We start from the raw sequence: 20,446 nt of genomic DNA, 5'->3' as shown, positions 1-20,446 counted from the left end.
CGATGGTGGAGCGTCTGGTGCCGGATGGGTTGTGGGAGTTGTTCCAGCGGGTGGTTCCGGCTGCTCCGGTACGGCCCCAGGGTGGCGGCCGGCGAAGGTATGGGGGTCGGCAGGTGCTGGCGGCCATCGTGTTCGTGGCCACGACAGGCTGCACGTGGCGCCAACTTCCGCCGGGCTTTGGCCCGTCCGGGCCGACCGCGCACCGCCGGTTCACCGAGTGGAGCCGGGCCCGGGTGTGGGGCAAGCTCCACCGCCTGGTCCTGGACGAGCTCGGAGCCCGCGGCGCCCTGGACTGGTCCCGGTGCGCGATCGACTCCGTGAGCATGCGGGCGATGAAAGGGGGGACCTGACAGGTCCGAATCCCGTAGATCGCGGCAAGAAGGGATCAAAGATCCACTTAATCACCGAGCGGACCGGTCTGCCGCTATCGATCGGAATCTCGGCTGCGAACACCCATGACAGTCAGGGGCTGGAGCCCTTGGTGCGGGGCATCCCGCCGATCCGGTCCCGCCGCGGGCCGCGCCGCCGTCGACCGGCCAAGCTGCACGGTGACAAGGAACACGACTTCGACCGGCTTCGCACGTGGCTCCGCTCCCGCAAATCACACCGCGCATCGCGCGCCGGGGCATCGAATCCTCCCAGCGACTGGGCCGTCATCGGTGGACCGTGGAGCGCACGGTGGCGTGGCTGTCCGGGTGCCGCCGTTTGCACCGTCGCTACGAGCGCAAGGCCGAACACTTCTGGCGTTCGCCGGCATCGCCGCCGCCCTGATCTGCTACCGCAGGCTGACAGCCTGACCGGCGAGCCCTCCGAGCTGGGATGATCCATGCCATACCCCGATTACCCCCAAGAGGGCTTGCTTCCCGCACAGGCGGCACACACCAACGCGGAACGCCATGACTGACTACCTGCCCGCCACCATGGCGATGCTCGGCCCGCCCAGAACCGCTACGCGGACCCCACCGCCTGGGACCGGCTCCACGCACAACTCGACATCCGCCTGCCGACCGACTACCAGGCCCTCGTGGACGCATACGCTCCCGTCCACCTCAACGGAGACCTGTACCTGCACCATCCCGCGACCGAGCGATGGAACCTGGACCAGTGGATCACGGACACGGTCCGGGCCTGGAACGACGTGCCCTGGGATGAACTCGACCTTGACGCCGACGAGGATCCCCGTGTGCTGTTCGGACTCACGGAGCTGAGCTTCGGCACCCGCAACGGACTGTGGCCGATCGCCAGCACCGACCGAGGCGAGACGATCTTCCTCATGGCCGCGGACAACACGCCCCCTTGGTTCCTGGTCGAAGACGGCGAAGGCGGCTGGGCACGGTACGACTTGAGCTTCGCCGAGTGGCTCTACCGCTATCTCATCGGTGAAGACATGGCCGGCCCCAACACCTCCGCCTTCTACCCCGGCCTGGTACAGCTGTGCCGACTTCCGATGACTGCCGACGAGCGGCCAGAACCGTGGAGCGGGCCGGACCGGGGCATGTAACCCTTCCGACACGACAGCCACAGGCGACCACCAGTGCCCGGAGAACCAAACGAGATGACCTCTAAATGGACCACCGTGGCCCTGACCAACGGAGTGTCCATTCACGAGGTGTCTCGCTGGCTCGGACGTCGTTCGATCAAGGTCACGGTGGACCGGTACGGCCACCTCACACAGGACGGCCAGGAGCGCTGCCGTCAGGTCGTCGAGACGACCGTCGGGCCGCACATGCTCACACCAGGCCGAGTGCCTGCAGCGCGCGGTGCTGACTTGGTGCTGACTTGACCGGCCAGAAGATGTAGCAGACACCCCCCGTACCGCCTCTGACCTTGCCGTTTGCGTCATAACGCTTGGTGCGCAGCCAGATGTTCTCCCACTCGCGCCGCCGGTAGACCCGCCGTACCGCCGGGTTGTTCGGCGAGGCGGGGTCGTTGGCGATCACGTCGCCGGAGGCGGTGAAGCCGATCACGGTCATCAGGTGGCCCGAGGTGCCGTATCCGGCGCCCGTCAGTTCCTCCTTGCGGAAGGACTGGGACGTTATGGCCGGGATGCCCGCGCGGATCAGGGTCTCCAGGTCGGTGAGCGAGCCGAGGCGGGTCACGACGGCGTTCATGTCGGGGTAGGTGGCGGCGTAGGCGGCGTTGAAGGGCCAGTTGCCGCAGCCGGCGTACTGGTAGTCGTAGGTGAAGCGGGCCGCGTGGCAGACCTGGGGGTCGGCGAAGTCCGGGTTCACCCAGGCCAGGTCCTCGGCGGCGGGGCCTCGGCCCCAGTACTCGATGATCATCTGCGAGGAGGTGGGGCTGCACCAGGCCTCGCCGCCGTTGTCGTACTCGGGGTACTGGCCGAGGTGGATGTTCTGCGAGTAGCGCGGCACGGTCAGCTCGTGGTCGAGCCCGGGCGCGGAGGCCGGCACGGTGAAGCGGTCGGGAACGTCCGAGGCCATCGCGCCCAGCCGCCAGACCGTCGGGGTGAGCGTCGTGCCGGGCTCGCGGTAGAGGGTGAGGCGCAGGCGGTAGGAGAGCAGGCGGAGACCGCTCGCCGCGTCGTCGATCGAGAAGGTGTCGGTCCAGATGGAGGCCTTGCCGTCGCTCTGGTCGTCGACCGAGGTGCGGCGGATGTCGGCGTCGCCGGCGGCCCAGCGGCCCATGACGAACCAGGGGGTGTCGGTGCCGTCGCCGTAGGTGCCGCGCAGCTCGACCTGGAGCCAGGTGCCGGGCGGGGTGTGGGCGTTCCAGGAGGCGATGACCTCGGTGGCGGGGACGGCGGAGGTGTGGGTGGGCGAGGTCCAGCTCGCGTGCTCCCAGGTGCTCGTCCGGCCGGTGTGCGGGTCGGTGTAGTCGGTGCGGCCGGCGGGGGTGTCGATGACCAGGCCGGGGCGGTGGCCGGAGACCGCCCTCGTGCCGGCGGCGATGCCGCAGCGCCAGTCGGTGTACGAGCTCCAGAAGTGGTTGTCGACGAGTCGGGGGGCGGGGGCGTGGCCGCGCTCGGTGTCCGCGCCGGTGCCCGGGTCGGTGGGGGCGGCGCAGGCCTCGGCCTCGGAGTCGGCACAGGTCTCGGCGGACGCGGGAGCGGCGGCGGTCGTCCCCGCGGCGGCGGCGAGGGCCGCGGCGAGGACGGTTCTGCGCGGGGTGGCAGGGGGCATGGGCGGTGACCCTCCGGTCGGTGGTGGCGGACGGACGGGCTGGGGCTGCTGCGCGCCCCACTATCGCGGCTCGCGGACGTCTTCTGCCAGCGATTCGACGCGTGCCGCCCGAGCAATATTGGTCTTCACCAGTGGCGCCGGCCGCCGCGCTGACCTGCGGCGGGCCGCCCGGAGGCGGTCCCCTACCCTGGGGCCATGAACGATCTCGACCGCGTCGCCACCGCACTGCGCCGGCGGCCGCCCTCCTGCGGCCCGGTGCGGCTCGTCGCGGTCGACGGGCACGCGGGATCGGGGAAGTCCACGCTGGCCGCCCGGCTCGCCGCGGCTCTGGGCGACGCCCCGGTCCTCCACCTCGACGACCTCGCCACGCACGAGGAGCTCTTCGAGTGGACCGGCCGGATGCTCACCGAGGTGATCGGGCCGCTCTCCCGGGGCGAGACGGCGCTCTATCACCCGTACGACTGGAATCTGCGGGTCTTCGGTCCGCCCCGACCGCTGCCGGCGGCACCCGTGGTGCTCGTGGAAGGCGTGGGGGCCGGGCGGCGGGAGCTGCGGCCGTTCCTGGCGGGGCTGATGTGGATGGAGCGCGGAGCCGAGGAGTCCTGGGTGCGCGGGCGGCACCGGGACGGTCCGGAGCTCTCCGCGTTCTGGGACGGCTGGACCGTGGCGGAGACTCGCCATTTCTCCGCGGACCCTTCGCGGCCGTTCGCCGACACCCTGGTACGGGAGCGAGAAGAGGGGTACGAGTGGCTGCCCGGACCTCTTGTGGCAGCAGGCCCGAACCAGATCATCACCCAATGTGACGACTCCCCGGCCGCAAACTGAGCAGAAGGGACTCCGCTTCCGCAAGTGCCTCAACTCGGCTTGACCCAAGGGGCGTACAGGTCTTACGTTCTCAATGTGCGGCTCTCCGGAGTCGCCGCGGACGCGAAGCCCCCGGTTGTTCCCCCGTGATCGGGGGCTTCGTTCCGCCCTTCCGCTCACCGAGGGTCACCGCCGGTGGGCCGTCGACGGATCGTGCCGATCACGACCGATCGGCTTCTTCTCCCTCATCACGCACCCCCTGCGCAGGTACGATGCCCCCGGTGCGGTCAATTCCCGTCCACGTGTAGACGGTTGTGGGGGACCTGATGGACTTCGGCACACAGGGCACGCATGCCCCCGCCGAGCTCGCCTGGCTGCGCGGAGTCGACGCCTACACGATGGGCGCCTATCCGCAGGCCGAGGAGGAGTTCCGTACGGCGGTGCGCATCGACCCCGGCATGGCCGACGGCTGGCTCGGTCTGCACGCGCTACGGGTCGACACGACGACCGCGCTGCTGCGGATGTACCGCAACCGCGAGCGCTTCGGCGAGCAGCGCACCCGGCACCGTCGGACCCTCAACTCCTGGTACTGGCTGGGCTGGTGGGTGCAGCCGGTGCTCGAGAGCCCGCGGGACCTGCTGCTCGCGCACGCCTCGCACTGGCTCGACGGGCGCCATGTGCCCGAGCTCGACCGGGCCCTCGCCGGGCTCCCGCCCGTCGACGCCGACCCGCAGGTCCGCTTCCTGCACGCCTGCCGCTCGTACCTGGTCAAGGACTGGGAGCAGTTGGTGCGGCACACCGAGCCGCTGGTCGACGACCCCCTGCTGGGCATCGAGGCGGGCCTCTTCGGCGGCATGGCCCGGGTGCGCCTGGAGATGTACGGGCAGGCCGAGCCGCTGCTCTCCGCGGCGCTCATGCGCTGCCGCAGCGAGCAGCCGCAGCGCAAGGAGCTGCGCTACTGGCTGGCCCGGGCCCATGAGGGGACCGGCCGCACCGCCGCCGCCCTCCCGCTGTACCGGGCGGTGCACCGGATCGACCCGGCGTTCATGGACACCGCGGCCCGGCTCGCCGCCATCGCCGAGTACGACGGCTTCGAGGGCGACGACCCGATGGGGCTCGCCCCCGCCCTGTACGGAGGCCTCGGCGGCCAGGACACGGTGGACGGCGAGCGGCTCGATCCGGACGTCGCGGCCGGCGAGGGGCTGCTGGTCAAGCCGGGGGCCGTGGCACCGCCCGCGCCACCGGAGCCGCCGGACTTCGCACGCCAGAAGGCGGCGGTGCCGCCGCAACCGGTGCCGCCCCGCTTTCCCGCCAGCCCCACGGACCCGGCGCTGCTCGCCGAGGCGCTCGCGGAGCTGGAGCGGATGGTCGGCATGGAGCCGGTCAAGAGGCAGGTCAAGGCCCTGTCGGCGCAGCTGGAGATGGCCCGGCTCCGCGCCGGGCAGGGCCTTCCCGTCCAGCCGCCGAAACGTCACTTTGTCTTCTCGGGCCCCTCGGGCACCGGGAAGACCACCGTCGCCCGCATCCTCGGCCGGGTCTTCTACGCGCTCGGGCTGCTCGGCGGCGACCATCTCGTGGAGGCCCAGCGGGCGGATCTCGTCGGCGAGTTCCTGGGGCAGACCGCCGTCAAGGCGAACGAGCTGATCGACTCGGCGGTCGGCGGGGTGCTCTTCGTCGACGAGGCCTACTCGCTGTCCAACAGCGGCTACAGCAAGGGCGACGCCTACGGCGACGAGGCCCTCCAGGTCCTGCTCAAGCGCGCCGAGGACAACCGCGACCACCTGGTGGTGATCCTGGCCGGCTACCCGGAGGGCATGGACCGGCTGCTCGCCACCAACCCGGGGCTGTCCTCCCGCTTCACGACCCGGGTCGACTTCCCCTCGTACCGGCCGCTCGAACTCACCGCGATCGGCGAGGTCCTCGCCGCCGCGAACGGCGACGCCTGGGACGAGGAGGCCCTGGACGAGCTGCGCTCGATCAGCGGGCACGTCGTCGACCAGGGCTGGATCGACGAGCTCGGCAACGGGCGCTTCCTGCGCACCCTGTACGAGAAGTCCTGTGCCTACCGCGACCTGCGGCTGTCCGGCTACCCGGGCACCCCGGGCCGGGAGGACCTCGCCACCCTGCGCCTGCCGGACCTCATGCAGGCGTACGGCGAGGTCCTGTCGGGCCGCGGCCCGACGGACCGCGGCCCGCAGGAACCGCCGGGCATCTGAGCGCTCAGCCCGTCAGCGCCTCCGCCGGCCGTTCCGGCCGCGGCCGGGGGGCGAGGCGGTGGGCGGGGTCGCGGACCTCGCCGACGAGCATCTCCAGGACGTCCTCCAGGGCGACCAGGCCGAGGACCCGGCCGGAGGCGTCCGACACCTGGGCGAGGTGGGTCGCGGCGCGGCGCATCACGGTGAGCGCGTCGTCGAGCGGCAGCTCGGCCCGCAGGGTGGCCATGGGCCGCCAGATCTGCTGGGGCACCGCCCGCTCGCGGTCCTCCAGGTCGAGGACGTCCTTCACGTGCACGAAGCCCATGAAGACGCCGCGGCCCTCGCCGCGCACCGGGAAGCGGGAGTATCCGGTCCGGACCGTCAGCTCCTCGATGGCGCGCGGGGTGACCGACGGCGGGACGGTGACGAGCGCGGAGGACGGGATGAGGACGTCCGTCACGGGGCGGGTGCCCAGTTCCAGGGCGTCCTCCAGGCGCTCCTGCTCGGCCGGGTCGAGCAGTCCGGCCTGGCCGGCGTCCTCGACGAGCCGGCCGAGCTGGGTGCTGGTGAAGACGGCCTCCACCTCGTCCTTCGGCTCGACCTTGAAGGCCCGCAGGACCAGGCGCGCGCAGTTGCCGAGCGCGCTGGTCACCGGCCGGCAGACCCGGGCGAAGCCGACCAGGCCGGGGCCGAGCGCGAGCGCGGTGCGCTCGGGGTCGGCCATCGCCAGGTTCTTCGGGACCATCTCGCCGATGACCAGGTGGAGGAAGACCACCGCGGCCAGGGCGAGCACGTACCCGAGGGGATGGATGAGGCCCTCCGGCACGCCCACCGCGTGGAAGACGGGTTCGAGCAGCCGGGCCACGGTCGGCTCCGCGACGGCGCCGAGGGTCAGCGAGGCGACGGTGATGCCGAACTGGGCGGCGGCCATCATCTGGGGCAGGTTCTCCAGGCCGTACAGGACCTGGCGGGCCCGCTTGCCGCCGAGCGGCTCGATCTGGCTGCGGCGTACGGAGACGAGCGCGAACTCGGCGCCGACGAAGAAGCCGTTGGCGAGCACCAGCAGAACGGCGAAGAGCAGGGGAAGCAGACTCATCGGGCCGCCTCCGCGGCGACGGGCACCGGGGCGGTGCGCACGATCCGCACCCGTTCGGCGCGGTAGCGGTCGACCTGGCGCACGGAGAGGCGCCAGCCCGGGAGCTCGGCCCGGTCGCCCGGGGCGGGGATCCGGCCGAGCAGATCGGCGACGAGCCCGGCGACCGTCTCGTACGGGCCGTCGGGCACGTCCAGGCCTATCCGGTGCAGGGTGTGCACCCGGCAGGAGCCGTCGGCCTCCCAGACCTGGGAGCCGTCCTCGGAGGGCACGGCGGCCAGTTCCGGACGCTCGTCGGCGGCGGTGTCGTGCTCGTCGCGGACCTCGCCGACGAGCTCCTCGACGATGTCCTCCAGGGTGACGACCCCGGCGGTGCCGCCGTACTCGTCGACGACGACCGCTATCGGCTGTTCGCGGCGCAGCCTCTCCAGGAGGGCCTGGGCCGGCAGCGACTCGGGGACGAGCAGCGGCGGTACGGCGATCCGGCCCACGGGGACCCGGTGCCGCTCCTGCGGGACGACGGCGAGCGCGTCCTTGAGGTGGACCATGCCGACGATCTCGTCGATCCGCTCGCGGTAGACCGGGAACCGGGACAGGCCGGTGGCCCGGGTGAGGTTCAGGACGTCGGCCGCGGTGGCGTCCGACTGGAGGGCGCTCATCTTCACCCGCGGGGTCATGACCTGTTCGGCGGTGAGCCCGCCGAGGGTCAGGGTGCGGACGAAGAGGTCGGCGGTGTCCTGTTCGAGGGCGCCGGCCTGGGCCGAGTGGCGGGCGAGGGAGACCAGCTCCCCCGGGGTGCGGACCGAGTCGAGCTCGTCGGCCGGCTCCACGCCGAACAGCCGGACGAGCCGGTTGGCGACGGTGTTCAGGAGCGTGATCACCGGCCGGAACAGCGCGGAGAACACGTGCTGCGGTCCGGCGACGAAGCGGGCCACCTGGAGCGGCCGGGAGACCGCCCAGTTCTTGGGCACGAGTTCGCCGACCACCATCTGGACCGCGGAGGCGAGCAGCATGCCCACCGCCACGGCGATGCCGGAGACGGCCCCCTCGGGAAGCCCGGTCGCGGTGAGCGGCCCGTCGAGCAGCCCGGCGAGCGCGGGCTCGGCGAGCATGCCGGTGACGAGCGAGGTGATCGTGATGCCGAGCTGGGTGCCGGAGAGCTGGAAGGACAGCTCGCGCAGCGCCCTGACCACGGTGCGGGCCCGACGGTCGCCTTCGGCGGCGGCGCGCTCGGCGTCGGCGCGCTCCACGGTGACGAGGCCGAATTCGGCGGCCACGAAGAAGCCGTTGGCGAGGATCAGGAGGAAGGCTGCGGCGAGCAGCAGAAGGGAGACGATCATGCCGCCGCCTCGGGTGAGGGGGCGGCGCAGGTACTACCGGACGATCCGTCCATTGCTGGAGGGAGTCACTCCTCGGGTCGAAGGGCTGCCTCGCGGGCCACCGGTGGGCGGCCCTGCACAGCGAGGCGGTGGTGCCCCTCGGCACCACCGCCACAAGAGTAATCACGCCCGCGCCGTCGCGGGCAGGGGGTCGGCCCCGTATGGGGGACTGATCCGGGTTCGCCCGGGGTCTCCTCGGGGGTCAGCCCCGCTCCGCTCCGCTGCCCCGGCTGTCGGCGAGGCCGCGCAGCGCGCGGGCGTCCTCGATGGCCCGCTGCTTGGCGATTCCCGGCTGGATGCCGAGGACGGGCAGGCTGGTGCCGTCGCTCAGGTCGAGGAAGACCCAGGGGTCGCCGGGGCGCAGGTTGACCCGCAGGATCTCGGCCCACGCCAGTCGGCGCGTCCGGGTGATGTTGACGACCGTGACGCCCTGCTCGTCGGCGACGACCTTGGGGCGGCTGAGCAGCACCAGGACGCCGAGGAAGAGCGCGGCGGTGAACACGAAGCTCGCCCGCTCCCCCGGCCCGAGCTTCTCCAGCATCATCCCGACGGCCGTGATGACGACGAACATCGTCACCCCGGCGGTCAGCAGGACGACCCGGGTGCGGGCCGGCCGGAAGGTGACCGGGAGGGCGGGAGTGGTGGACTCGGGCATGGGTGTTCCTAGCGGGCGGTGCGTCGGAGCGGGCGGCGGGTCAGAGGCGGCAGGCGTGGATGGCCGTGGTGAGGATGGCGCGGGCACCCAGCTCGTACAGGTCGTCCATGACCTTCTGGGCCTCCTTGGCGGGGACCATGGCACGGACGGCGACCCAGCCCTCGTTGTGCAGCGGCGAGACGGTGGGCGACTCGAGGCCGGGGGTGAGGGCGACGGCCTGCTCCAGGTGCTCGGCGCGGCAGTCGTAGTCCATCATCACGTACGACCGGGCGACGAGGACGCCCTGGAGGCGGCGCAGGAACTGCTGGACCTTGGGGTCGTCGGTCGGGGCGCCGGTGCGGCGGACGACGACGGCCTCGGAGGTGAGGATCGGCTCGCCGATGACCTCAAGACCGGCGTTGCGCAGGCTGGTGCCGGTCTCCACGACGTCGGCGATGACCTGGGCGACGCCCAGCTGGATCGCGGTCTCGACGGCGCCGTCGAGGTGCACGACGGAGGCGTCGACGCCCTGCTCGGCGAGGTGCTTGGCGACGATGCCCTCGTAGGAGGTGGCGATCGTCATCCCGTGGAAGTCCTCGGGGCCGTTCGCGGTGCCGGGCCGGGTGGCGTAGCGGAAGGTGGAGCGGCCGAAGTTCAGCGGCAGGATCTCCTCGGCGTTGGCGCCGGAGTCCAGGAGCAGGTCGCGGCCGGTGATGCCGATGTCGAGCCGGCCGGACGCCACGTAGATCGCGATGTCCTTGGGACGCAGGTAGAAGAACTCCACCTCGTTGTCCGGGTCGACGGTGACGAGCTCCTTGGACTCCTTGCGCTGCCGGTAGCCCGCCTCATGGAGCATCTCCATCGCAGGTCCGGAGAGAGAACCCTTGTTGGGGACGGCGATGCGCAGCATGGGGTGGGCTTCCTTTGACTCAGGAGTTGCTGGGTGTTCGGTGCTCGGTGTTCGGTTCGTGCTCGGAGCTCGTACGCGGGGTTCGCGCTCAGAGGTGGGCGTAGACGTCGTCGAGCGAGATCCCGCGGGCGACCATCATCACCTGGACGTGGTACAGCAGCTGCGAGATCTCCTCGGCGGCCGCTTCCTTGCCCTCGTACTCGGCGGCCATCCAGACCTCGGCGGCCTCCTCGACGACCTTCTTGCCGATGGCATGGACGCCCTTGCCGACCAGTTCCGCGGTGCGGGAGGTCGCCGGGTCGCCGTTCTCGGCCTTGAGCTTGAGCTCGGCGAAGAGCTCTTCGAAGGTTTTGTTCGCCATGATGTCCTAAGAGTACGGGGTGTGAGAGGCCGGGCGCTCAGCGCCTCCATCAGGTGGGACGGAGGGCGCGGCGGGCCCTCAGCGCCAGGGTTCGCTGACCGTCCGCAGCGTGGTCGCGGTGGCGACGGCGGCGGTGACGGCCTCGTGGCCCTTGTCCTCGCGGGAGCCTTCCAGACCGGCCCGGTCCAGGGCCTGCTCCTCGTTGTCGACGGTCAGGACGCCGAATCCGACGGGTACGCCGGTGTCGATGGAGACCTGGGTGAGGCCCTGGGTGACGCCCTGGCACACGTACTCGAAGTGCGGCGTTCCGCCGCGGATGACGACACCGAGCGCCACGATGGCATCGTAACCGCGCCCCGCGAGGACCTTCGCGACGACCGGGAGCTCGAAGCTGCCGGGGACGCGGAGCAGGGTGGGCTCCTCGATGCCGAGCTCGCTCAGGGCGCGCAGGGCGCCGTCGACGAGGCCGTCCATGATCTTCTCGTGCCACTGGGCCGCGATGACCGCGACGCGGAGGTCGCCGCAGTTCTTCACGCTGAGGACGGGTGCGCCCTTGCCGCTCATGTTTCTCCTTGCCGGTGTTACGTACGCGATACGGACGATGAAGGGATTCGGGACTGCTGACTACTGGTTGCCGCAGGTGCCGGCCGGGGTGCCCTCCAGCCAGGGCAGGTCGTGGCCCATCCGGTCCCGCTTGGTGCGCAGGTAGCGGAGGTTGTGCTCGCCCGCCAGGACGGGCATCGGCTCACGGCCCGCGACGGTCAGGCCGTGCCGGGTGAGGGCTTCGATCTTGTCGGGGTTGTTGGTCATCAGCCGCAGGCTGCGGACCCCGAGGTCGGCGAGGATCTGCGCGCCGGCCGCGTAGTCGCGGGCGTCGGCGGGCAGGCCCAGTTCCAGGTTGGCGTCGAGGGTGTCGCGGCCGCGCTCCTGCAGCTCGTAGGCGCGGAGCTTGGACAGCAGGCCGATGCCGCGTCCCTCGTGGCCCCGGAGGTAGACGACGACTCCGCGGCCGGCCTCGGTGATGCGGTCCATGGAGGCTTCCAGCTGGGGGCCGCAGTCGCAGCGCAGCGAGTGGAAGACGTCGCCGGTGAGGCACTCGGAGTGGACCCGGACGAGGACGTCCTCGCCGTCGCCGATCTCGCCGTGGACGAGGGCGACGTGCTCGACGCCGTCGACGGTGGAGCGGTAGCCGTACGCGGTGAAGTCGCCGTGCCGGGTGGGCAGCTGCACCTCGGCCTCGCGGCGGACGGTCGGCTCGGCGCTGCGCCGGTAGGCGATCAGGTCCTCGATGGAGATGATCGTCAGGCCGTGCTTGCGGGCGAAGGGGATCAGCTCGGGCAGGCGCAGCATGACGCCGTCCTCGCCGGCGATCTCGACGATCGCGCCGGCCGGGCGGAGTCCGGCGAGGCGGGCGAGGTCGACGGCGGCCTCGGTGTGCCCGTTGCGGGCCAGGACGCCGCCGGGCTTGGCGCGCAGCGGGAAGATGTGGCCGGGGCGGACGAAGTCGCCGGGCTCGTACGTCCCGCCGGCCAGCATCCGCAGGGTGGTGGCGCGGTCGGCGGCGGAGATGCCGGTGGTGACGCCGTGGGCGGGGCTCGCGTCGACGGAGACGGTGAAGGCCGTCTTCATGGACTCGGTGTTGTGGTCGACCATCTGCGGCAGCTGGAGGCGCTCCAGCTCGTCGCCCTCCATGGGGGCGCAGATCAGGCCGCGGCACTCGCTCATCATGAAGGCGACGACCTCGGGGGTGGCCTTCTCGGCGGCGATGACGAGGTCGCCCTCGTTCTCGCGGTCCTCGTCGTCCACGACGACGACGGGGCGGCCGGCGGCGATGTCCGCGATGGCCTGCTCGACGGGGTCGAGGACGAGGTCGGTGGCGTCCCAGAGCAGCGCGCTCATGCGTGAACTCCTTCCAGAGCGGCGGGAGCGGTGCGCGTCCGGAGCCACCAGTCGCGCATGCCCCAGATGACGAGGGCGAAGTAGATGACGTAGACCAGGCCGGAGAAGGCGAGGCCGCTGTTGAAGGCGAGGGGGACGCCGACGAGGTCGACGAGGAGCCAGGCGAACCAGAACTCGACCAGGCCGCGGGCCTGGGCGACCATCGCGACGAGGGTGCCGACGAAGATGTACGCGTCGGCCCACGGGCTCCAGGAGAGCTGCGGGTAGAGGGTGAACAGGCCGCCGACGGCGAGGGTGCCGAGGGCCGCGCCGGCCAGGAGCAGTCCCCGCTCCTTCCAGCTCGCGAAGCGGACGGCGATGGAGCCGTCCTGTGCCTGCCGCCTGCCGCGGTTCCACTGCCACCAGCCCCAGGCGGCGACGCCGATGACGAGGAGCTGCTTGCCGACGCCGCCGGAGAGGTGGGCGGAGGCGTAGGCGCCGACCAGGATCAGGCCGGAGAGCAGCTGGGCGGGCCAGGTGAGGATGGAGCGGCGCCAGCCGAGGGCCAGGGCGATCAGACCGATCGTGTTGCCGATCATGTCGGACCACATGATGTGCTGGCCGAAGACGGTGAACGCCTCGGAGTTGAGCCAGTTCACTTGACGTTCTCCTGTGCGTTCGGGCCGAGCAGCCGCTCGACGTACTTGGCGATGACGTCCACCTCGAGGTTGACCGGGGCGCCGGGCTGCTTGAGGCCCAGCGTGGTCAGGGCGAGGGTGGTGGGGATGAGGCTGATCGTGAACCAGTCGTCGCCGACCTCGACGACGGTGAGGCTGACGCCGTCGACCGTGATGGAGCCCTTCTCGACGACGTAACGGGCGAGCTGGGCGGGCAGGCCGACCTTGACGATCTCCCAGTGCTCGGAGGGCTCGCGCTCCAGGATGGTGCCGGTGCCGTCCACGTGACCCTGGACGATGTGGCCGCCGAGGCGCCCGCCGACGGCCATGGGCCGCTCCAGGTTGACGCGGGAGCCCACCTCCAGGGCGCCCAGCGAGGAGCGCTTGAGGGTCTCGGCCATCACGTCGGCGGTGAACTCGCCGTCGCCGAACTCGACGACCGTGAGGCAGACGCCGTTGACGGCGATCGAGTCGCCGTGCTGGGCGCCTTCGGTGACCACGGGGCCGCGCAGGCGGAAGCGGGAGGCGTCCGCCAGCTGCTCGACGGCGACGACCTCGCCCAGCTCTTCGACGATTCCGGTGAACACGGTCAGGCTCCCTTGGTGGACGGGACGGCGGTGATGCGGACATCGGATCCGATGCGTTCGGTCTCGGTGATGTCGAGGCGCAACGCGTCGGTGATGGTGGTGATTCCGGCGTCGGCGAGGGCCTGCGGGCCGGCGCCGAGGAGGACGGGGGCGAGGTAGCCGACGACCTGGTCGACGGCGCCCGCGGCGACGAAGGAGCCCGCGAGGGTGGGGCCGCCTTCGAGCAGGACGGAGCGGACGCCCCGGGCGTGCAGCCGGCCGAGGAGCTCGGTCACGTCGATCCGGCCGTCGTGCAGGGGCAGCCGGAGCGGCTCGACGCCCGGCAGGTGCGCGGTGTCGGCGTCCTCGCCGACGACCAGCAGGGTGGGCGCGGCGTCGTCGAGGAGGCGGGCCGTGGGGCGGATGGTGGCGCGCGTGTCGAGGGCGACCCGCAGCGGCTGGACGGCTCCCTCGATCCCGCGGACGGCGAGGTGCGGGTCGTCCGCGCGCAGGGTGCCGCCGCCGACGAGGACGGCGTCGGACTCGGCGCGCAGCCGGTGCACGTCGGCGCGGGACTCGGCGGAGCTGATCCAGCGGGAGCTGCCGTCGGCGGCGGCGATCCGGCCGTCGAGGGTGGCGGCGTACTTCCAGCGGACGAAGGGGCGGCCGCGGCGGACGGAGGTGAGCCAGGCGATGTTGCCGGCTTCGGCCTCGTCCTCCAGGAGGCCCTGCTCGACCTGGGCCCCGGCCGCGCGGAGGGTGTCGGCACCGCCCGTGGCCTGCGGGTTCGGGTCGCCGACCGCGTAGACGACGCGGGCGATCCCGGCGTCGAGGAGGGCCTGGGCGCAGGGGCCGGTGCGGCCGGTGTGGTTGCAGGGTTCGAGGGTGACGTACGCGGTGCCGCCGCGGGCCAGGACGCCGGCCTCACGCAGGGCGTGGACCTCGGCGTGCGGACCGCCGGCGCGCTGGTGCCAGCCCTCGCCGACCTGGTGGCCGGAGGCGTCGGTGATGACGCAGCCGACGACGGGGTTGGGGCTGGTGGAGCCGAGACCGCGGGCGGCGAGCGCGATCGCGCGTCGCATGGCGGTGATGTCGGCCTGGGTGGCCACCGGGTCCTCCTGCCTCTTCGGGCACGGACTCCGGGGCCTGTCGATGACGACAGGGAGCGGAAACGACGGCCTCGCACAGGGTGCGCCGAAGCCGAGAGTCCTGCGGTGCGCCGGCCCCGCGTACGGGTACGGCGACCAGCGGACGTACGGCCGGCTCACCCCTGGAAAGGGGTCGCCCGCCGCGCACTGCCTCCCATCCGGACTTTCACCGTCGGTCCAGGAATCTCACCTGGTCAACCGGCCGCTGGCTGCGGACGGGTCGCGGACTATACCGCCGGTTCGGAATTACACCGACCCCGGAGTGCGCTGCTGCTGATACAGGGCCAGTCTGCCACGACCGGGCACCGGCCATACGGGTGAAGCCCTGTGGGCTGGCTCACAGCCCGCGCTCACCCTGCCACGTAACCCCGCCTTGGTCCAGACCTATTGACGCACTGGTCTAGTCCTCTTAATCTCCGTGTCACCTCCGAGGTACGGCCCGCCGGTGTGCGCACTCCACGGGCCCGACACGACCCACCCCCTTGTTCGTTGTGTTCTGCCGACCTCCCCTGGAGGAACCGAACGTGCTGTCCCCCACGAAGAAGAGAGCGAGCCTGCTCGCGTCCGGCGCCGCCGTCGCCGGGCTGCTGATCAGCTCCCTCGCCGCCGGCGGTGTCTCGTACGCGGCCGACAACGAGTCCTGTCGCCCCGACGGGCTCTACAAGACCCCCGGCGTCGACGTCCCGTACTGCTCGGTCTACGACACCGAGGGCCGCGAGAAGATGGGCGCGGACCACCAGCGCCGGGTCATCGGCTACTTCACCGGCTGGCGCACCGGAAAGAACGGCGAGCCCGCCTACCTCGCCAAGGACATCCCGTGGGACAAGGTCACCCACATCAACTACGCCTTCGGCCACGTCGGCGGCGACAACAAGCTGTCCGTGGGCGCGGACGGGCCCGGCAACGCGGCCACCGGGATGACCTGGCCCGGTGTCGCGGGCGCCGAGATGGACCCGGCGTACGCCTACAAGGGCCACTTCAACCTGCTCAACAAGTTCAAGAAGCAGCACCCGAACGTCAAGACGCTGATCTCCGTCGGCGGCTGGGCGGAGACCGGCGGCTACTTCGACGACAACGGCAGCCGGGTGAACTCCGGCGGCTTCTACGCGATGGCGACCAACGCCGACGGGTCGGTCAACCAGGCCGGGATCGACACGTTCGCCGGCTCGGCCGTCGACTTCATCCGGAAGTACGGGTTCAACGGCGTCGACATCGACTACGAGTACCCGACGACGATGAAGGACGCGGGAAACCCGCTCGACTGGCAGCTCGCGAACGCCCGCCGGGCCGGTCTCGTCCAGGGCTACGCGGCCCTGATGAAGTCCCTGCGCGAGAAGCTCGACACGGCCGGCGCCGCCGACGGCAGGCACTACCTGCTGACCGTCGCCGCGCCCTCCTCGGGCTACCTGCTGCGGGGCATGGAGACCTTCCAGATGCAGAAGTACCTGGACTACGTCAACATCATGTCCTACGACCTGCACGGCGCCTGGAACGAGTACGTCGGCCCGAACGCCTCGCTCTTCGACGACGGCAAGGACGCCGAGCTCGCCGCGGCCAACGTCTACGGCTCCTCGCAGTACGGCGGCATCGGCTACCTCAACACCGACTGGGCCTACCACTACTTCCGCGGCTCGATGCCGGCCGGCCGGATCAACATCGGCCTGCCGTACTACACCCGCGGCCACAAGAACGTGCAGGGCGGCACCGACGGCCTGTGGGGCAAGGCCGCCGCGACCACCTGCCCGGCCGGCGCCGGCCTGACCAAGTGCGGTGACGGTGCCGTCGGCATCGACAACCTGTGGCACGACAAGGACACCAACGGGCAGGAGTCGCCCGCCGGTTCCAACCCGATGTGGCACGCCAAGAACCTGGAGAAGGGGATCGTCGGCGACTACGTCACCCAGTACGGCTTCCCCGCGAACACCACGCTGACCGGCACCTACGTCCGCAGGTACGACGCCACCCTGGTCGCCCCGTGGCTGTGGAACGCCCAGAAGAAGGTCTTCCTCTCCACCGAGGACGAGCAGTCCGTGGCCGCGAAGGCCGACTACGTGGTCGACCGCGGCATCGGCGGCACGATGGTCTGGGAGATGGCCGGCGACTACGCCTGGAACGCGGCCAAGGGCCAGTACGAGATGGGCTCGACGCTCACCTCGCTGATGTACGACAAGTTCAAGGCGGCCGCGCCGTACGGCGCCAAGAAGTCGAACAGGGCGCTGCCGACGCAGGCCGTGAAGGTGGGCGTGGAGTTCACCGAGTTCAAGCTCGGCGACTCCAACTACCCGATCACACCGAAGATCAAGATCACCAACAACACCGCCACCACGCTGCCGGGCGGCACCGAGTTCCAGTTCGACTACGCGACCTCGGCCCCGAACAACGCCTCCGACCAGTCCGGCTTCGGCACCAAGGTGATCAGCAGCGATCACACGGGCAGCAACGTGGGCGGCCTGAAGGGCGACTTCCACCGGGTCTCCCTGAAGCTCCCGGCCTGGCAGTCCCTCGCCCCGGGCGCGACCGTCGACCTGGCGTTCAACTACTACCTGCCGGTCTCGACCCCGTCGAACTGGACGGTGACGATCAACGGCACGACCTACGCGCTCGCCGGTGACCTGGCGCGCGGCACGACGGTGGTGGAGCCGGGCGGCTCAACCGCCACCCCGACCCCGACGCCCACGGCGACCACGACATCGCCCACCCCCACCCCGACCGGCACCTCGCCGACCCCGACCCCGACGCCGACGCCGACCGGCGGCACCTGCACCGCCCCGGCGTACGTGGCCGGCCAGGTCTACACCGGCGGCAGCGCCGTCTCCCACAAGGGCCACACCTGGAAGGCGCAGTGGTGGACCCAGAACGAGGAGCCGGGCACGACCGGCGAATGGGGCGTCTGGAAGGACCAGGGCGCCTGCTGACCCGCTGAACCCGCGACTCCCGGCGGCGGTCTCACGGCCCTTGGCCGCCGCCGGGCCTCCCCCGCACCGCGCCGCGCCCCCTGTCCGGGGCGCGGCGCGGGTGTGTTTCCGCACGGGACCCCGTTTTTCGGAGATCCCGGCCCTCTCCGGGGCTCTCTCAGAGCCCCCTCAGGGGCTCCCTGGGGCTCCCTCAGGGGCTCCTCAGGGCTCCTCAGGGCTCCGTCAGGGGCTCCTCAGGGCTCCGTCAGGGACCCCCTCAGGGAAACAGCTCGTCCTGGGCCGCGTCCCGGGCCCGCAGGAGGGCGCCCCGCAGGACCGCCGCGTCGCCCAGGGTGGTGGCGCGGACCTCGGTGCGCAGGGGCGAGAGCGTGGCGAGCGCCGCCTCGACGCGCGCGGCGAGTTCCGGGCCGCCCTGATGGCCGGTCTCGCCGGCCAGGACGACGCAGCCGGGGTCCAGGACGGAGGCGACCGCCGCCGCGCCGACGGCCAGGCGGTGGGCGAGGGCGTCGAGGAAGGGGCCGTGCCCGGAGGCGAGCGCCGTGGCCGGGGCGAGGCCGTGCGCGACGGCCAGGGCCTCCACGGCGGCGACGCAGACGAGCTCGTGGAAGCCGCCGTCGCAGCCGGAGGCCGTGGGCAGCCCCGAGGTGCCGGGCACGGGCAGGAAGCCGATCTCGCCGGCGCCGCCGGAGGCCCCGCGCCGGAGCCGGCCGTCGAGGACGACCGCCGCGCCGACGCCCTGGCCGAGCCAGAGGAGGACGAAGTCGTCCCGGTCGCTGGCCGCGCCCTCGCGCAGTTCGGCGACGGCGGCGAGGTTGGTCTCGTTCTCGACCAGGACATGCGCCGGGAGCCGCTCCTGGAGGACGCCGATCAGCCGGCGGTGCCAGGCGGGCAGCCCCGTGGAGTCGCGCAGCTCGCCGGTCGCCGGGTCGATGAGGCCCGGCGCGCCGACGGCCACGGTGTGCAGCCGTTCGACGCCGGCTTCCTTCGCGGTCCGTTCCAGGAGGGTGACGGCCTTCTCCACGGCGGGGCCGGTGCCTCCGTCGTCGCCGACCGGGGCGGCGGCCTCGGCGAGCGTGCCGCCGAGGAGGTCGGTGACGGTGACCGACACCGAGCGCGTGCGGACGTCGAGGGCGGCCAGGTGGGCGCGGCCGGCGACGATCCCGTACAGCTTGGCGTTGGGGCCGCGCCGCTCGGCCCCGGACTCGCCGACGACATGGACGAGCCCCGAGCCCCGGAGCCGTTCGACGAGGTCGGCGACGGTGGGCCGGGAGAGCCCGGTGAGAGTCTTGAGCTGGGAGGCCGTCAACGGGCCCTCGTCCTGGAGCAGTCGCAGGGCGAGCCGGTCGTTGATGGCCCGTGCGGTGCTCGGGGATGCGGCCATGCGGGGATCCTCTCAGACGCGATCGGCCGTCCGGGGCGCGTGCCCCCACTATTTATCAGGCAGGGTTCCTGATAGTTTACCGGCGATCCGAGGACCGACTCCCAGGGGAGGGCACATGGCGGCGGAGACCGTCTTCACCACCGACCGGCTGCGCCGGGCCAGACACGCCGTCGCCGCCGTCTTCTGCGTCCACGGCGCCGTGACGGGCAGCTTCGCCACCCGCATCCCCTGGATCCAGGAGCACGCCGGCGTGAGCGCCGGCCAGCTCGGCCTCGCCCTCGCCTTCCCGGCGATCGGCGCCTCGCTCGCGATGCCGCTGGCCGGAGCGATCAGCCACCGCTTCGGGGCGCGCAACGCGCTGCGCGGACTGCTCGCCCTGTGGACCCTGTCCCTGACCCTGCCCTCGCTCGCGCCGAACATCTACGGCCTGTGCGCGGCCCTCCTCGTCTACGGCGCCACCGCCGGCATGTCCGACGTCGCGATGAACGCGCTCGGCGTCGAGACCGAGAACCGGCTCGACCGCTCGATCATGTCCGGCCTGCACGGCATGTGGAGCGCCGGCGCCCTGCTCGGCTCGGCGGCCGGCACGCTCGCCGCCCACCTGGGCGGCGACGCCCGGCTGCACCACCTGATCGCCGCCCTGGCCCTCACCGCGCTCGGCCTGATCAGCTGCCAGGGCGTGCTCGACCTGCACAGCGCCCCCGAGGAGGAGGCGCCGCCGCGCTTCGCGCTGCCGCCGAAGTCCGCCCTGGTCATCGGCGCCATCGGGTTCTGCGGCGTCTTCGCCGAGGGCGCGAGCCTCGACTGGTCGGCGGTCTACCTCAAGGACGAGCTCGGCACCTCGGCCGGTCTCGCCGCCGCCTCGACCACCGCCTTCGCCCTCACCATGGCCCTGGCCCGGCTGGTCGGCGACCGGGTCGTGGACCGCTTCGGCGCGGTGCGCACCGTACGGGTCGGGGGCCTCGCGGCCACCCTCGGCGGGCTGCTCGTGGTGTTCGCGCCGCACGCGGTGCTCGCCATGGCCGGCTTCGGCCTGATCGGGCTCGGGGTCGCGGTCGTCGTCCCGCTGGCCTTCGCCGCCGCCGGACGCAGCGGCCCGAACCCCAGCCAGGCCATCGCGGGCGTCGCGACCATCACGTACACCTCGGGTCTCGTCGCCCCCTCGGCGATCGGCGGCATCGCCGACGCCAGCTCGCTGGTCGTCTCCTTCGGCCTGGTCACACTGCTCACCTTCGGACTCGTCCTGGGCGCGGGCGTGCTCCGGCCCGGTGCCCGGACCACGGCGGGCGCGGCCGAGGCCGAGGCGGCGCAAGGGGTCCGCTGACCTGCGGCGCATTACCATGTGGCTGATCTTCTCCGGCTCCG

The 20,446-nt window shown here is 72.0% G+C and carries 17 protein-coding genes, 1 pseudogene and 1 riboswitch; of the genes and pseudogenes, 6 read left to right on the top strand and 12 right to left on the bottom strand.

Annotated features, from left to right (window positions below):
* Window positions 1-2: 2 nt before the first annotated feature.
* A pseudogene (locus ACIGXE_RS26425) lies at window positions 3-797 on the top strand (IS5 family transposase).
* A 197-nt stretch (window positions 798-994) separates the two neighbouring features.
* Window positions 995-1,501 carry an SMI1/KNR4 family protein gene (locus ACIGXE_RS26420; protein WP_399751388.1) on the top strand — a complete coding sequence of 169 codons (507 nt, stop codon included), beginning with the start codon at window positions 995-997 and terminating at the stop codon, window positions 1,499-1,501.
* Window positions 1,502-1,730: 229 nt separating this feature from the next.
* Here ACIGXE_RS26420 and ACIGXE_RS26415 read toward each other — a convergent pair whose 3' ends face one another.
* A complete protein-coding gene (locus tag ACIGXE_RS26415; RefSeq protein WP_399751367.1) occupies window positions 1,731-3,140 on the bottom strand; it encodes a peptidase C39 family protein in 1,410 nt (469 codons plus the stop codon).
* 195 nt (window positions 3,141-3,335) lie between these two features.
* On the opposite strand from ACIGXE_RS26415, the gene ACIGXE_RS26410 reads away from it, so the two are divergent.
* Together ACIGXE_RS26410 and ACIGXE_RS26405 are read left to right on the top strand one after the other, a co-directional pair.
* Window positions 3,336-3,965, top strand: coding sequence for a uridine kinase (locus ACIGXE_RS26410; protein WP_399751366.1), 630 nt, complete (start codon window positions 3,336-3,338; stop codon window positions 3,963-3,965).
* Between the two features lie 305 nt (window positions 3,966-4,270).
* Window positions 4,271-6,160 carry an AAA family ATPase gene (locus ACIGXE_RS26405; RefSeq protein WP_399751365.1) on the top strand — a complete coding sequence of 630 codons (1,890 nt, stop codon included), beginning with the start codon at window positions 4,271-4,273 and terminating at the stop codon, window positions 6,158-6,160.
* Between the two features lie 4 nt (window positions 6,161-6,164).
* Here ACIGXE_RS26405 and ACIGXE_RS26400 read toward each other — a convergent pair whose 3' ends face one another.
* The 10 genes from ACIGXE_RS26400 to ribD form a co-directional block, all read right to left on the bottom strand.
* The gene (locus tag ACIGXE_RS26400) at window positions 6,165-7,235 is read right to left on the bottom strand and encodes a hemolysin family protein (protein ID WP_399751364.1); all 1,071 of its coding nucleotides are present in this window, start codon (window positions 7,233-7,235) and stop codon (window positions 6,165-6,167) included.
* Window positions 7,232-8,572: a hemolysin family protein gene (locus ACIGXE_RS26395; RefSeq protein WP_399751363.1), complete on the bottom strand. Its 1,341-nt coding sequence runs from the start codon at window positions 8,570-8,572 to the stop codon at window positions 7,232-7,234. The genes ACIGXE_RS26400 and ACIGXE_RS26395 overlap by 4 nt, the downstream gene beginning before the upstream one ends.
* A gap of 241 nt (window positions 8,573-8,813) precedes the next feature.
* On the bottom strand, window positions 8,814-9,266 hold the full coding sequence (locus ACIGXE_RS26390) for a PH domain-containing protein (protein ID WP_399751362.1): 453 nt from the start codon (window positions 9,264-9,266) through the stop codon (window positions 8,814-8,816).
* A gap of 40 nt (window positions 9,267-9,306) precedes the next feature.
* Window positions 9,307-10,155 carry an ATP phosphoribosyltransferase gene (gene hisG / locus ACIGXE_RS26385; protein ID WP_399751361.1) on the bottom strand — a complete coding sequence of 283 codons (849 nt, stop codon included), beginning with the start codon at window positions 10,153-10,155 and terminating at the stop codon, window positions 9,307-9,309.
* A gap of 88 nt (window positions 10,156-10,243) precedes the next feature.
* A complete protein-coding gene (locus ACIGXE_RS26380; protein ID WP_376637414.1) occupies window positions 10,244-10,516 on the bottom strand; it encodes a phosphoribosyl-ATP diphosphatase in 273 nt (90 codons plus the stop codon).
* Between the two features lie 78 nt (window positions 10,517-10,594).
* Entirely contained in the window at window positions 10,595-11,080 is a 486-nt protein-coding gene (gene ribH / locus ACIGXE_RS26375; protein ID WP_393008862.1) for a 6,7-dimethyl-8-ribityllumazine synthase, read from the bottom strand.
* Between the two features lie 60 nt (window positions 11,081-11,140).
* Window positions 11,141-12,415, bottom strand: coding sequence for a bifunctional 3,4-dihydroxy-2-butanone-4-phosphate synthase/GTP cyclohydrolase II (locus ACIGXE_RS26370; protein WP_399751360.1), 1,275 nt, complete (start codon window positions 12,413-12,415; stop codon window positions 11,141-11,143).
* Window positions 12,412-13,005, bottom strand: a complete 594-nt coding sequence (locus ACIGXE_RS26365) for a nicotinamide riboside transporter PnuC (protein ID WP_399751387.1) — start codon at window positions 13,003-13,005, stop codon at window positions 12,412-12,414. Before ACIGXE_RS26365 ends, ACIGXE_RS26370 begins: the two co-directional genes overlap by 4 nt.
* A 44-nt stretch (window positions 13,006-13,049) precedes the next feature.
* Window positions 13,050-13,658 carry a riboflavin synthase gene (locus ACIGXE_RS26360; protein WP_399751359.1) on the bottom strand — a complete coding sequence of 203 codons (609 nt, stop codon included), beginning with the start codon at window positions 13,656-13,658 and terminating at the stop codon, window positions 13,050-13,052.
* A gap of 2 nt (window positions 13,659-13,660) precedes the next feature.
* Entirely contained in the window at window positions 13,661-14,746 is a 1,086-nt protein-coding gene (gene ribD, locus ACIGXE_RS26355; RefSeq protein WP_399751358.1) for a bifunctional diaminohydroxyphosphoribosylaminopyrimidine deaminase/5-amino-6-(5-phosphoribosylamino)uracil reductase RibD, read from the bottom strand.
* 179 nt (window positions 14,747-14,925) lie between these two features.
* Window positions 14,926-15,055, bottom strand: a riboswitch (FMN riboswitch).
* A gap of 254 nt (window positions 15,056-15,309) precedes the next feature.
* Here ribD and ACIGXE_RS26350 point away from each other — a divergent pair.
* Window positions 15,310-17,700: a chitinase C-terminal domain-containing protein gene (locus ACIGXE_RS26350; RefSeq protein ID WP_399751357.1), complete on the top strand. Its 2,391-nt coding sequence runs from the start codon at window positions 15,310-15,312 to the stop codon at window positions 17,698-17,700.
* Between the two features lie 256 nt (window positions 17,701-17,956).
* Here ACIGXE_RS26350 and ACIGXE_RS26345 read toward each other — a convergent pair whose 3' ends face one another.
* Window positions 17,957-19,081, bottom strand: coding sequence for an ROK family protein (locus ACIGXE_RS26345; RefSeq protein ID WP_399751356.1), 1,125 nt, complete (start codon window positions 19,079-19,081; stop codon window positions 17,957-17,959).
* A gap of 115 nt (window positions 19,082-19,196) precedes the next feature.
* Between ACIGXE_RS26345 and ACIGXE_RS26340 the strand changes: the two genes are divergently transcribed.
* Entirely contained in the window at window positions 19,197-20,405 is a 1,209-nt protein-coding gene (locus ACIGXE_RS26340; protein WP_399751355.1) for an MFS transporter, read from the top strand.
* Window positions 20,406-20,446: the final 41 nt, after the last annotated feature.

Origin of the sequence: Streptomyces sp. NPDC053431, from assembly GCF_044544925.1 — a bacterium.
In the GTDB taxonomy this organism is placed as follows: Bacteria; Actinomycetota; Actinomycetes; order Streptomycetales; family Streptomycetaceae; genus Streptomyces.
The sequence above is the reverse complement of the archived record's forward strand: the minus strand, read 5'-3'. Positions and strand labels throughout refer to the sequence as shown.